Origin of the sequence: Shewanella psychrotolerans, assembly GCF_019457595.1 — a bacterium.
Taxonomy (GTDB): domain Bacteria; phylum Pseudomonadota; class Gammaproteobacteria; order Enterobacterales; family Shewanellaceae; genus Shewanella; species Shewanella psychrotolerans.
Map to the genome: position 1 here is coordinate 3,497,554 of NZ_CP080419.1, position 14,047 is coordinate 3,511,600.

A 14,047-nucleotide genomic window follows, 5' to 3' on the forward strand; every position below is an offset into this window, starting at 1 on the left:
AGAATTACACCATGACATTTGCTGTTGACCTGTATACCTTTTTAGCACAATCTAAACACCTGTTTGATTTTTCACTAAAACAATAATTAGAGGCAAACTATGGTATATGATGTCGATTCCCACCTAGATCTTACCCAGTACTCTTCCTTGATCGATTTGATCCAAACCTCAGCACAGCGCTATAAAGATAAGACCGCCTATGTATGTTTGGGGAAATCCAGCAGCTTTGCCGATATCGAACGCGACTCACGTTACTTTGCCGCCTATTTACAACACAAAACATCACTTGAGGTGGGCGATCGTATTGCCATCCAATTACCTAACATCACTCAATTTGTCATTGCCGCGTATGGTGCACTACGCGCAGGACTCGTGCTGGTGAACACCAATCCCTTATATACCGAACGAGAGCTGATCCATCAGTATAATGATTCGGGCGCTAAAGCCTTAGTGGTACTGAGCGATCTATTACCTACGTTAACCAACGTCATCGCATCCACCGCCATCGAAACCGTTATTTCGACTCATGCCCTTGATTTGCTAGCGCCGCAAACACAAGCAGCTAGCGATTTTCCGATCTTAAAATTTACCGATATTCTCGCCGAAGGTTGCCAACTTAGCTTAATCCCAGTTAAATCAAACTTAGACGATCTCGCGGCGTTACAATACACAGGAGGCACCACAGGACTCTCTAAAGGTGCGATGTTGAGTCATCGAAATCTTATCGCCAATGCGATGCAAACTAAATCTCGTATTGGCAGCCAAATAGTACCCGGTGAAGAGATATTTGTTGCACCGCTACCTATCTATCATATCTACGCCTTTATGATTAACTTGGTGGTCTATTTTGAACGAGGCGGATGCTCGGTATTAATCCCTAACCCCAGAGATATAACCTCATTAATAAAAACCTTATCGGAACATCCATTTACTGGCTTTGCTGGACTTAACACCCTATTTGTCGGCTTATGTCATCAACCCGAATTTAAGACGCTGGATTTTAGTCATCTTAAAGTCACCATATCAGGCGGTACAGCCCTAACCCAAGCGGCAGCTAACGCATGGAAATCGACCACAGGCTGTACTATCTCTGAGGGTTATGGGCTGTCGGAAACCTCACCAGTTGTATCACTTAATGCGCCAAGGCTTGAACGACTAGGCACCATAGGCAAACCCGTTTTAGACACTCAGGTGAAGATCCTCGATTTCGATGACAACGAAGTTGCCTTTGGGGAAATTGGAGAGCTCGCAGTAAAAGGTCCACAGGTAATGAGTGGCTACTGGCAAAAGCCAGAGGAAACCGCCAGAGTGATGACCAAAGAGGGGTATTTTAAAACTGGTGATATCGCCCAAGCCGTTGAAGATGGGATGCATAAAATTGTCGATCGCAAGAAAGATATGATCATAGTCTCAGGCTTTAACGTCTATCCAAATGAAGTCGAAGAGGTATTAGCACAACATGAAGCGATACTCGAGTGCGCCGTTATTGGAGTAGAAGATGAACACAGTGGCGAGACGGTCAAGGCAGCGATTGTACTCAGTCGCCCTAGCCAAGACATCGACGCAACCAAAGCCGATATTTTAGGTCATTGCCGTAAACAACTCACCGCTTACAAGGTACCTAAAATAATCGAGTTTATGACAACCTTACCTAAATCAACCGTCGGCAAAATTTTACGCAGAGAACTGAGAAAGTAGCGCGATAAGTTAACTAAATGACTTAAGTGAAATCCAATACAACTAAAGGGAGCCTAACGGCTCCCTTTAGTTGTATTTTGGTCATATTTTAGTTGTATTTTAGCTCTACAAAACAAGACTACTGCTTTACCCAGATTATCTCATCAACAGCAAATCCCATCTGTTTCGCCTGCGCGGTAAACCGCTGTTTAAGCGCATCGCTCACTTGAGGCGTGCGCGACAAAAACCACAGATAGTCGCGGTTATAACTGGTAATAAACGCATATTGATAATCCGCTTTATCCAGCTCATAAACCACATAAGCACCGTAGAAGGGACCAAAAAATGACACTTTAAGATGACCAATATCATCTCCATCGACAAAATAAGCTTTACCTTCCGCTTCCTTCCAGGCCGCGTTCGAATCAGAAAATCCACGATTAATCACTTGAACGCCACCATCAGGCTTCATCTTATAGGTTGCAGTAACCTGAGATAAACCCCGCTCAAAGCTATGATCTAGCCTGGCTATCTCATACCAAGTGCCAAGATATTTATCTAACTCAAACTCATCAACCGGCTTAATCCCATTCGGTACACTGGTGCAGGCATTAAGCAATAGCAGGCATAACAAAACTAATTTTTTCACATGGACTCCGAAAGTATATTTATCAAAAGGGCACCGCAGCGAATGCCAATCAGTATAAGGTTCAATACGATCAAACGGAGAAAAATGTTCACTAGACATAGAAACCGCTGACGCTCCCTATCGCACATAGTGGCTAATAACAAAAAAAAATCTTCAAACTTTCACATCGATCACAAAGAACAAATTTCAATCCGTTTTATCGCCAAATGAAGTGAAACTGCCGACAAAATAACCTAGATTAATTAGATAAACCTCATGGAAGACTAAAATCACATATAACTCATATCACATAGTTAAAAGGCTGATTAAGATGCGTAACCAATACTTAGCTTCCCTACTGATCCCTACAATGCTCCTCAGTGCTTGTGGTGGTTCTGATGATTCAAATCCGCCAATCACAGAACCTACCTTCGGCTTGGTCAATATTGCAATTTCAGATTCACCAATGAATCAAGTCAGTAAAGTCGAGTTGGTGTTAGATCAACTCGTCATGACAGATGAACATGGTACCGTCCATACACACGATATGGCACAGCACAGATTTAATCTACTCGATTATCCGGGAATGGCGAGCCATACAGTCATTAGCGACCTACAACTCCCTACCGGACGTTACCATGATGTGCATTTCACCCTAATTAATGGTGATCAAGCTAATGGTTGTGCGATTGAAAATGGCCAAGGACGATCACCGTTAATGGTCGAAGGCAATCATCTTCCATTGCATGACTTTATGGTAAATGAACACGAGGCTCTTTTCTTAACGATGGAGATCGATCTGTACCAATCGATGCACCATGGCGATAACCAATATCACCTCAATCACGATGGCATCTACTCCATAGATAATAGAGATATGGGGCATATAAAAGGTGAAATGGATCCGCAATGGATCGCCAACTGTGAAACGAGCAACACTGATAAAACACCGGCTGGTGGTCAGTTTTATCACATGGCCTATCTTTACCAAAACAGTGTCACCAGTATTGAACAGATGGCTGATGTAAGCCCGACAAGAAGCGATGGTAAATTCTCCCCAGTCGCTGTCTCACCGATACATCAGGATATGAATGGCGATTGGTCATTTGCCATGGGTTATCTCCCCGCTGGCGACTATCGTGTCGGCTATACTTGCCTCGGCCATTTAGATGACCCCGCTCTCGATGATTTATCCGAAGGCACATTTAGCCTATTTGAAGATGCAGGCTCAGTCACTGTTGAAGAGGGTGGTCAAGAGACAAGGCATCAATGTGGCAACGGCCATCGCGGTCGTGGGGGCCGCGGTTAGACGTAACCCTTTCAGCCCGATTAAAAATAGCGAGTCGAATCACTCGCTATTTTTATGGATAATGGTGACTAACAAGCACATTCACAGCTCATCATTTAACAGCTGCAGTGTGGCAAACTCTCGATAAAGCACATTGGTTTGCATCAACTCTTGATGGGTGCCACTACCAATAAGCTGACCTTTATCCATCACTAAAATACGATCGGAATTAAGTACCGTCGCCAACCGGTGAGCGATGATTAAGGTGGTTCTGCCCTGCATCAAGACATCTAAAGCCTGCTTCACCTTTTGCTCACTCACGGCGTCGAGTGCACTGGTAGCCTCATCGAGCAGTAACACGGGGCGCTTGGCTAAAATAGCTCTAGCAATAGCGATACGTTGTTTTTGACCACCAGAAAGCCTAACACCGCGCTCACCTAAATAGGTTTGGTAACCCATCGAAAACTCATTAATAAACTCATGGGCACGCGCCGCAATACAGGCTTCAATCACCTCCTTTTCGCTGGCATCGGGTCGCCCATAACGGACATTTTCTAACACACTGGTGGCGAAGATCACCGACTCCTGTGGCACTAACGCAAACTGCTGGCGTAAATCCTGTGGTGATAAATCGGCGATATCGATACCGTCGAGCATAATACTGCCGCTATTTAAGGTATAAAAGCGTTGCAGCAGTTCAAATAAGGTACTCTTTCCCGCACCGCTAGCCCCGACCAACGCCACCCGTTCGCCACTTTGAATATGTAGGCTCAAGCCGCAGATCACCTCTTGGGTGAAATCATCCGGTCGATTTGACGTGGTTATATCTCGATAGGAAAATCGCACATCCTTTAATTGCAACTCGCCACGTACTGTCGCAGGTAACGTCACTCGATTAACCGGCAATGGAATATCGATTGGGGTTTCGACCAACTCAATCAATCTCTCGGTCGCTCCAGCCGCTCGCTGTATCTCACCGATCACTTCGCTAATAGTCGCGACAGAGCCGGCCACCATCACGGCATAAAACATAAAAGCTGACAGTTCCCCCCCAGTAATTGCGCCTTGCATCACATCGTGAGCGCCAACCCAAGTCACTAAAGCTATCGCTAAAATACTAAGAAACATCACCAGTGAAATGAGAATAGAACGGTATTTGATACGACCTTTGGCGGCATCCATAACCGCTTCGACACGCTGATTGAATAGCAGCCGATCTCTATCTTCATGGCAATAGGCTTGCACCGTGTGGATTTCATGCAGCGTTTCATCTACATAAGCACCAAGATCGCCGACTCTATCTTGACTCTGACGTGACAGATCGCGCACTTTACGGCCAAAGAAGAAAATAGGCCCCAACACCATAGGAACAGCAAGCAATACCAAAGCCGTCATCTTCAGGCTGGTAATGGCCATCATCACTATGCCGCCAATTACGGTCACACTGGCCCGAAGCGCCATAGAAAGGCTTGAACCAACAACCGACTGTAACAAGGTTGAGTCGGCAGTAAAACGAGAGATCACCTCTCCCGTTCTTAGCTTGGCATAAAAACCGGGTGACAAGTTTAGCAAGTGATCGTAAACCGTTAAGCGAATATCAGCGCTGACTCGCTCACCGAGCCAAGTCATTAAATAAAAACGACAAAAAATCGCAGAACTACTAAGGGCGGTAATGCCGATCACCAACAAGATGATCTCGTTAAGACGCTCGCCATTATCTTTTAAAAAACCTTCATCCACCATCAAGCGCACACCTTGGCCAAGCGATAGCCAGGCGAGTGAGCCAATAAATAGGAAGACGATAGCGGCGATCACCCGTATTCGATACGGTTTTAAAAAACCACCAATCCATGGCAGAATGGCTCGCTTACTCACAAGCGATAGCCGTTCAGATTCGTTGTCAGCTGAAGAAAATGCACGCTCAGGCTGGGATGCAGGTTTGTTATCGCTCATATTGGGTAACGTTGATAGGTCAATAGCCCCAAGAGTACCAAAAATATCACCATAAAATGATATTTGTTTATCTAACCTGAACTCAGGTTACCTATTTGAATAATAAGGCGAGCCTAGTCCATACCACTTTAATCATGGCCCTTTATGATGACGCTTTATGATATAGTTCACCCGACAACAAAAAGAGCAATGGTTCATGAATAAAAGCATCTCCAACGAAACCAAGAATGAAGCAATGAAGGTCGCTAAAGCCACTCAAAAGCCCGGACAGACTAAAGAGCAAACCAAGCTGATCGCACAGGGTATTGAAAAAGGAATTGCTGAATACAAAAAGCAGCAAAAGAGTAAGGCCCGTGAGAAAGATAAAGCCCGCAAACAAGAAATAAAAGCCAAAAACCGCGACGTCGAGCAAACCGATGATACGCAGGCTAACCACTCAAGCAGCGACTCAAGCAGTAATTCATCCAAGCTTCCTTGGGCGCTACTGCTCCTCAGCTGGGCTGGATTTTCCGCTTATCTGTTAATGCGCTAATGCCTCACGCGAAGAGCACATAAAGCCAATACCGCAATCTAAGGTGTCAGACGTTCGCAGCGAACTCGTTTATCGAACTAGCTCATGATATTAGTGCATTAAGCCATCGAGTCGCTGAGCTAAATGGATCGCAATACGCTTTTGCAAGCTTGATTGGTTCGCTTGCAAACATAAGCGCTCCTCCCAGCTAAATACCTTATTGATCAACTGATAGGTTAACCAGCGAAATGGCTCCGGCTCCCATGGGGTTAATACTTGCTTAACCTCACTCACATGAGCCCAAGGCATTTTAGTTAGCTCAGTTTCACGCTCAAGGATAAGATCGCTTAAGGTTCTGGCAAACAGATTAGACGCCCCGACACCTTCGCCGCCATAACCACCAGCAAGGCCAACACCATTGCGTTTATCAAATATGGCATGAGGGGCAAACTTTCTTGCCATAGCAAGCGTACCGCCCCAGCGATGCGTGATATTAACGCCTTTCAGTATGGGAAAGATATCGGCCATCAAACTCACTCGCCAAGCAAAGGCATCACTGTCAGCGGCAAACAGGGTTTGCGTCTCTCCACCAAAGCGGTAGCCACCACGAGCACCAAACACCATGCGGTTATCTTTACTTCGCTGACCATAAGTCACCTGCCGGGCCGCGTCGCTAAAGGTGGCGCGATCAGCCAAGCCTATCTGCAGCCACTGGCTCTCGGTCAATGGCTGAGTAGCGATGAGTAAACTCTGTAGCGGCATGGTATAGCGACCTAATGAGCTCACCTCGGCCTGATAACCTTCAAGCGCAGGCACGATAATATCGGCACGTATAGCGCCCTTTTCACACTTTACAAGGCCGTCACCAAACGCCGTTACCGGGCTCTGCTCATACAGAGAGACTCCCACAGACTCCACAATACGCGCAAGCCCTCGGACCAACTTCAGCGGATGGATTGTCGCGCAGTGAGGAGTATAAATCGCCGCGCGGCCATCTCGCATACTGATAGCCTGATTTAGCTCGTCGCCCTCCACCCAGCGATAGTCTTGCTCGGTAAATCCTTGTTGATGTAACAGGGTAATTTCTTCACCTAGGGATCGCAGCTGCTCAGGATAACGAGCAGCCACTCTTAAATTGCCACGATGGACCAAATCACAATCAATGTGATGCTGTTTAAGCACAGCTGAAATTTCATTTACTGGACTTTGAATTAACTGCTTTGCTTGAGTAAAGCCTGTGCCCGATAAACCTGCAAGGTAGTGGCTGTCGCCAACAAAGCTGCCCATCAACCAGCCACCATTACGCCCAGAAGCGCCCTCTCCAGCAACCGAAGCATCGACGACTACAATCTTTAACGAGGGTGATTTCTGCTTTAGATAATACGCGGTCCAAAGCCCTGTATAACCCGCCCCAATAATGGCAACATCGGCCTCTATGTCTGCAGTTAATGATCGGCGCGGCTCAATAGGCTCACCTAAAGTATCAAACCATAGGCTCTGATAAAGTGAACTCTCCATATCTAGGCCCTGTTGCTCCTTGCGGGTTGAATTTTGTTCGAGACAAAAACGTTTTAAGGTCAACAGTCCCTAGTTAAGTTGCTTCAACAAGTCATCAAGATGAGTGCAAACCCAGCTACTGCTTATTGGGCCCCAAGTACTAATTTGGTAGTAACCAGCATTATGACGCTCGCCATCTTGAACAAAATGACATTCGATACCCAGATCAGCAAGTGCTGCGATAGCATCTTGCAAGGTGCGTCTAGGCATTCCGGTGAGCTTATTTAAAGACAATAAATTATGACGCTCATTATCGATAAGATGAGCAAGATAGAGCTTTCTAAGAAACGCCTTTTTCTGTTTTGATACGACATCAGCCACTCAAACACCCCATAGCCACAATAAAAATCCACACTCTGTAACATAACAGACCTAACTATAGTTACGAACAAAATTGTATGATGCTTACCACTAAAAACTGATTAGTATGACCACGCATTAAATCCTGTAAGATGCTGATATAGTCTAAATTAACAACGATAAATTACACGCCCTAGGATAACAAATGGAAGACGTTAAGCCGCTTAGTCAACAAATCGACCTTAAACGAACCCAGCTGTCGCCAGAAGAATGGCTTAGTTTCGACCAGATCCCACTGACCCCAGTTGAGCCTAGCTACGTCAAACTGGTACAGATAGAAAACCTCATCTTGTTCATCCCAATCCTTATCGCCCTTCCGATAGCGGGCATTGTTATCAACTTACCAATGATGATTTTGTTAACCCTTATAAGCTTAGCGCTGCTCTTGGCATGCCTCATAAGTTATGGCCGTTATCGCTATGCGTTATCACTTGCCTATGGTGCATTTGAACATGAGTTTGTGATGCAAAAAGGGATTCTTTGGCATCAAAAAATATCCCTGCCCTACACACGATTACAACATGTGAGTTTGGCTCAAGGGCCACTTGAACGCTATTTTAAACAACATACTCTAAAGTGTTTCAGCGCAGGAAGCGGCAGCGCTGAAATCAGTCTTCCCGGTCTAGATTCTGATATTGCCGAGTCTTTGAGACAACACTTACTTGCCAAAGCCGCGGCCGTACGTCAAGCGCGGCAAACCATTACTGAAGCACAAGACGAATTACTATCGACGCAATCTCAAGCAACGCCACCTCAAGCACAGCCATCTAAACCAGCGGTGGGCGATAATGATGAGTAAGCGTTTTTCTAACTGGGCAAGCTTATCTCCTTGGTCAATCATCAGTTTTAGCCTACAAACACTTAAAACTATGGTTAATAATGGTTATGCGATGATCCCTATCGTCTATACCGGCTGGCAACAAGGGTTTAGCTCTCCGTGGATGATCATCGCGATCGTCAGCGTTATCATCGCCATATTTACCTTTGCCATTGCGCAATGGGCGCAATACCGCTACCGACTAATCGATGCAAAACTCGGAATTAAACAGGGGATCCTATTCAAGAGCGCTCACGAAATACCGCTAAACAAGATCCAAAATGTGCGCCTCGAACAGCCGCTCTACTTTCGCCCCTTAGGATTATTTAGTTTAGTTGTAGAGACCGCGGGGTCGAAGAAAGATGAAGCTGTGTTATCGGCGATCAACTATCGCCAAGCCATGCAACTAAAGAAACAGTTATTTCAACGTTCAGCAGCGACAACAAACGGTATCAATGTTCAAGAGTTATCACAGACTGATTCAATTAATAATCATGGAGTTGTAGTAAGAAAAAGCCTTAAAGATCTACTGTTTTTTGGTCTATATCAGAACAACCTTTTTTGGCTATCGATTATTTCCGGCTCAATACTTGGGCAACTTGACTGGAGCAAGGTAGGTCAGAGCCCACTTGCAGTAGACGCCTTGGATTGGTATCAAAATAACATCGCCACCAGCCTACTTAATGAGTTGCTATTTGGTTTGCTAGCCTTGGTGAGCCTCTATCTTTTGCTATCACTCATCTCTATCACTTCGGCCGTATTAAAATATCACCCATATCAACTAAGCCTGCGGCATAATACTTTACATAGGACGGGTGGGTTGCTGGCAAAACAACAAGATGCATTAGTGCTAGCAAGAGTACAGTTAATCCGCTTTGAGCAACCGATTATTGGTCGAATAATTAAGTTATGGACCGTTAACTTTAAACAAGTTCAGGGCACTGAAGTGGAACAAATGGCTAAACGTCATATGTTGATCCCCAGTATGAGCCAGCAGCAGATCGCTGAAACATTGCCACAGCTAACAGGCCTTAGTAGCAACGCCAGCGCTCTTCCAACCCACTATAATGGCATCTATTTTGGTTGGTTTTGGCGACGTGCACTCTTACCGGTTGTTATTTCAATAATTGCTTTGCTCGTTGCAGGGCCTAATCCTTTCACCGAGTTACTTTGGCTTGGTTCCATGGTATTTGTAATAGGGCTATACCTTAAATACCGCCAATGGGGTTATCATCTACAGGGCGATGATCTCTGGATCCATACTGGAGTCTTAGGCCAAAGCTGGCAGCTAATCTCCTTAAAAAAAGTACAGCATGTGTGCATAAGCCAAACCCTTGGACAGAAAAAGAAACAATTAGCGACTCTCTATATTGGCTTAGCGAGTGGCGAACAAAAAATCCCCTATTTTCCCATTGAAGATGCTAGGTTGATCGCCGAAACCGCATTAAGCTTAACCAAGCACGACCACACAAATTGGATATAAGGAGTCACTATGCACAGGATAGGCCATACACCCGATGATATTATCCGTTTTTGGTTCGAGGAGATTGAGCCAAAGTCTTGGTTCGAAAAGGATCTTCATGTCGATAAAATGATCAAACAGCGTTTCGGTGATTTGCTAGAACAGGCAAAACAAGGCGAGCTTTATCATTGGCGCACCTGCCCACTTGGGCGATTAGCCGAAATTATTATCTTGGACCAGTTCAGCCGTAATATCTATCGCGATACACCAGCAGCATTTGCTGCCGACCCCATGGCATTGACCCTAGCTCAAGAAGCGGTGGCGTTAGGGATCGATAATGAACTAAAGCCCAAACAAGTCCCCTTTCTTTATATGCCTTATATGCACAGTGAATCGAGTGCAATTCACGAGGTTGCCATAGTGCTATTTAGCCGCGAGGCCGCAGCGGCTAACTTAGAGTTTGAACGCAGACATAAGACCATTATCGACAAGTTTGGTCGCTACCCTCATCGAAATGCGATCTTAGGACGACCATCCACAACAGAAGAACTCCTTTTCTTAAAACAACCGGGTTCGAGCTTTTAACTAGGTGATAAAAAATGGATGTTACAGTTACCCACGCGCTACTACTCATTGCCACAGGCTTCTTGGCAGGCATCATTAACACCCTAGCAGGCGGTGGCTCTAATTTAACCTTGCCAGCGTTAATGGTAATGGGAATGCCAGCCGAAGTTGCCAATGCGACTAACCGCGTAGGTGTAACCGTTCAATCTATCACTGCGCTGATTGGTTTTAGAAAGCACGGTAAACTCTATACCGATGATAAAGGTCCTATTTTACTACCAACCATCATTGGCGGGTTTATCGGTGCAGGCGCAGCGGCATACGCTCCAGCGGAGATGATAAAACCCTTACTGCTCGGCACGATGCTGATTATGGCCTTAATCATTTTAGTTAAACCCGCAATGATCTCTCCTGCAATTGGCACCCCGGTAAACAAAGTCAGCCAAACTCCCAGTTCATGGGTTTGGTTAACGATTGCAGGTATCTATGGCGGCTTCGTACAGGCTGGCGTTGGCTTTGTGTTGCTCGCCGCTCTGGCTGGAAGTTTGCGTTACGATTTGGTCAGAGCAAACGCCTTAAAGGGCCTATGTACCTTGATGTTTACCTTGGCATCACTGGTCATTTTTATTGCAGAAGATCTTATTCTTTGGCTTCCAGGATTGATCTTGGCTGCTGGCACTATGGTTGGCGCTCATATCGCGGTAAAACTCGCCATAAAAGTTAGCCCAAACACCTTAAAATGGTTTCTGTTTATCATGACCCTATGTGGCAGTATTGCGGCAATGCTCAGCTAACCATTTGTGAGTTAGAAACGACCATCTTTACAAACAATCACAACTGTAAACGATAACAATTCCCATTTAGATCTTTACGTTTTGCGTGTATCCTTTGTTACACAAATAGATGCTACGCAAATCGCTACTGTTACAATTATGCGTGGCTTTTTTTTCACCTCGCCATGATGAAACAGATAATGAAACTAAAACCAATTAGTCTTGCCGTATTGTGTGCATTGAGTATTACTGCGCCACTCGGCTATGCCCAAACCACTGCCAATGAAGCCGCAAGCAATACCTCAACAAAAGATGATATCGAAAAAATTGAAGTAACTGGTCGATACATACAAGGGTATAACGCTCACTCGGTGAGCGGTGCATCACGACTCGATCTTGCTATTAGCGACATTCCACAATCGGTATCTGTGATCACCAATGCTCAACTAAGGGATTTTCAGCTCAACGACATTAATACCGCATTAGACAGTGCTACAGGTATTAATGTCGAACGCATTGAAACAGACCGAACCTATTACACTGCCCGCGGTTTTGATGTCACTAATTTTCAAATCGATGGCGTTGGTCTGCCACTGACTAACGGCAATAGCCATGCCGACGAAGATACGGCAATTTATGATCGTGTCGAAGTTATTCGCGGGGCTAACGGCCTAATGACTGGCGTGGGTAATCCTTCTGCAACAGTTAACTTTATTCGTAAGCGCCCAACGGCCGATAACCAACTCAACCTGAGCGCAAGTTACGGCAGCTGGAATAACACTAGACTCGAAGCCGATGGTAGCGGCCGCCTTAATGACACCTTTGCCGCGCGAGTCGTTGCCGTAAAACAGACCAAAGACTCCTATTTAGATCGCTACGAAACCGATAAAACCGTACTTTACGCCTTCATCGAAGCCAACCTAAGTGACGACACCAGCATCTCGGTTAGCCATAGCTATACCAACAATGATGCCAAGGGCAATAACTGGGGAGCACTGCCACTGTTCTACACCGATGGCAGCGCGACTAATTATGATCGCTCGACTAACACCTCTGCCGATTGGTCTAATTGGAAAGTGATTAAGCAAAACACCGTTGTCGAACTGAGTCATTACTTTAACGAGAACTGGCGATTACGCGCCACCTACTCACATAGAACGACAGATGAAGATACCGAACTGTTCTACATTTATGGCACCCCAGATAAAACGACTGAACTTGGCCTAACAGGCTATGGCAGCGAATATGACTTAGATGAGAAACATGATCTTGCCGATGTTTATATCAGCGGTGATTTCGAACTATTCGGCCGAGAACATCAACTGGTCACAGGCGTTAATTACGCCGAGGTCAACTATAATGACCTCTCGCTCTATGACTACACTACAGGTAATGGCTTCCCGCCAATATCCGATCTCAATACCTGGGATGGCAACACACCCAAACCAACATTTACCGATAGGCCCGATGGCAGTGATGTGAGTGCCAAACAACAAGCGGCATATATTACGGGTCGCTTTAATCTATTTGATGGCTTTCATCTGATCGCTGGTGGTCGTTTTAACAAATGGCAAGCGGAAGGCTTAGCCTATGGTAAAACACAAGACGCTGAAGACAGTGAGTTTATTCCTTATTTAGGTATGGTCTATCGATTTATTCCCGAGCTCGTCGTTTACGCCAGCTATACCGAGACATTTAAATCGCAAACCGAGCTCGATATCAACGACCAAAACTTAGCGCCTGTCACGGGTGAAAGTAAGGAGATTGGTTTTAAGAGCGAACTGTTCGACGGCCGGCTACTCGCCAGTATCGCCTACTTTGATATTCAGCAAGTGAATTTGGCTGTTCCCGATCCTGACACATCAGAACTGCCCCCAACTCAGCAACGTTATATTGGTGCAGATGGAATCAACAGCAAGGGTTATGAATTTGAAGTTGCTGGAGAACTGTTCGATGGTTTAAACCTTAGCCTAGGTTTCACCGATTTTGACATCGAGGGTAATGATAAAAACGCCGAACTCGTAGCCGCCTACACACCAAGCAAACTCTTAAAATTTGCCGCAACCTATGATGTCGCAGTAATAGAGGGACTCTCTGTCGGCATGAACATGCGCTGGCAAGATGACATTTATCGTAAGCAAGGCACTGTAGGCAAAGAGTTTGCCAACGCAGGCGAAGAGATCATCACTCGCCAAGATGCCTATGCCATTGTCGATTTAATGGCACGTTATCAGTTTAATGACCATCTTGAATTAAGCGTTAATGCCAATAACGTCACCGATGAGAAATACATCAATAGCCTCTATTGGGCACAAGGATTCTACGGCGCACCAGCAAACTATAGCGCAACCATAAGTTGGAAAATGTAACCACGCGGTCGATAACCTATGGGAATATGGCTGCCTCATGAGTTTGGCCGCTAGCCTTATTCTGATTGGTATTAATAAAGCTAATTCG

The 14,047-nt window shown here is 45.5% G+C and carries 12 protein-coding genes; 8 read left to right on the top strand and 4 right to left on the bottom strand.

What is annotated here, in order from left to right; genetic code table 11:
* Positions 1-99: 99 nt before the first annotated feature.
* Positions 100-1,698 carry an AMP-binding protein gene (locus K0I62_RS15440; RefSeq protein ID WP_220068951.1) on the top strand — a complete coding sequence of 533 codons (1,599 nt, stop codon included), beginning with the start codon at positions 100-102 and terminating at the stop codon, positions 1,696-1,698.
* A gap of 118 nt (positions 1,699-1,816) precedes the next feature.
* On the opposite strand, the gene K0I62_RS15445 is transcribed toward K0I62_RS15440, so the two are convergent.
* Positions 1,817-2,326 carry a lipocalin family protein gene (locus K0I62_RS15445; protein ID WP_258405012.1) on the bottom strand — a complete coding sequence of 170 codons (510 nt, stop codon included), beginning with the start codon at positions 2,324-2,326 and terminating at the stop codon, positions 1,817-1,819.
* A gap of 310 nt (positions 2,327-2,636) precedes the next feature.
* Here K0I62_RS15445 and K0I62_RS15450 point away from each other — a divergent pair, with 310 nt between their 5' ends.
* Complete coding sequence (locus K0I62_RS15450) at positions 2,637-3,614, top strand: DUF4382 domain-containing protein (protein ID WP_220068953.1); 978 nt, start codon at positions 2,637-2,639, stop codon at positions 3,612-3,614.
* An 81-nt stretch (positions 3,615-3,695) separates the two neighbouring features.
* Here the strand turns inward: K0I62_RS15450 and K0I62_RS15455 are convergent, their stop codons facing one another.
* A complete protein-coding gene (locus K0I62_RS15455) occupies positions 3,696-5,546 on the bottom strand; it encodes an ABC transporter transmembrane domain-containing protein (protein ID WP_220068954.1) in 1,851 nt (616 codons plus the stop codon).
* 196 nt (positions 5,547-5,742) lie between these two features.
* Here K0I62_RS15455 and K0I62_RS15460 point away from each other — a divergent pair, with 196 nt between their 5' ends.
* On the top strand, positions 5,743-6,078 hold the full coding sequence (locus K0I62_RS15460) for a DUF2956 domain-containing protein (RefSeq protein ID WP_220068955.1): 336 nt from the start codon (positions 5,743-5,745) through the stop codon (positions 6,076-6,078).
* Between the two features lie 90 nt (positions 6,079-6,168).
* On the opposite strand, the gene K0I62_RS15465 is transcribed toward K0I62_RS15460, so the two are convergent.
* Both K0I62_RS15465 and K0I62_RS15470 read right to left on the bottom strand, forming a co-directional pair.
* The gene (locus tag K0I62_RS15465) at positions 6,169-7,575 is read right to left on the bottom strand and encodes an NAD(P)/FAD-dependent oxidoreductase (RefSeq protein ID WP_220068956.1); all 1,407 of its coding nucleotides are present in this window, start codon (positions 7,573-7,575) and stop codon (positions 6,169-6,171) included.
* A 69-nt stretch (positions 7,576-7,644) separates the two neighbouring features.
* A complete protein-coding gene (locus tag K0I62_RS15470; protein WP_220068957.1) occupies positions 7,645-7,935 on the bottom strand; it encodes a winged helix-turn-helix domain-containing protein in 291 nt (96 codons plus the stop codon).
* Between the two features lie 184 nt (positions 7,936-8,119).
* On the opposite strand from K0I62_RS15470, the gene K0I62_RS15475 reads away from it, so the two are divergent.
* The 5 genes from K0I62_RS15475 to K0I62_RS15495 all read left to right on the top strand — a co-directional run bounded on the left by K0I62_RS15475 (position 8,120) and on the right by K0I62_RS15495 (position 13,959).
* Positions 8,120-8,773 carry a PH domain-containing protein gene (locus tag K0I62_RS15475; protein ID WP_220068958.1) on the top strand — a complete coding sequence of 218 codons (654 nt, stop codon included), beginning with the start codon at positions 8,120-8,122 and terminating at the stop codon, positions 8,771-8,773.
* Entirely contained in the window at positions 8,763-10,274 is a 1,512-nt protein-coding gene (locus K0I62_RS15480) for a PH domain-containing protein (protein WP_350354793.1), read from the top strand. Before K0I62_RS15475 ends, K0I62_RS15480 begins: the two co-directional genes overlap by 11 nt.
* Positions 10,275-10,283: 9 nt before the next feature.
* Positions 10,284-10,838, top strand: coding sequence for a DUF924 family protein (locus K0I62_RS15485; RefSeq protein ID WP_220068959.1), 555 nt, complete (start codon positions 10,284-10,286; stop codon positions 10,836-10,838).
* Positions 10,839-10,852: 14 nt separating this feature from the next.
* Positions 10,853-11,611, top strand: coding sequence for a sulfite exporter TauE/SafE family protein (locus tag K0I62_RS15490; RefSeq protein WP_220068960.1), 759 nt, complete (start codon positions 10,853-10,855; stop codon positions 11,609-11,611).
* 179 nt (positions 11,612-11,790) lie between these two features.
* Positions 11,791-13,959: a TonB-dependent siderophore receptor gene (locus K0I62_RS15495; RefSeq protein ID WP_220068961.1), complete on the top strand. Its 2,169-nt coding sequence runs from the start codon at positions 11,791-11,793 to the stop codon at positions 13,957-13,959.
* Positions 13,960-14,047: the final 88 nt, after the last annotated feature.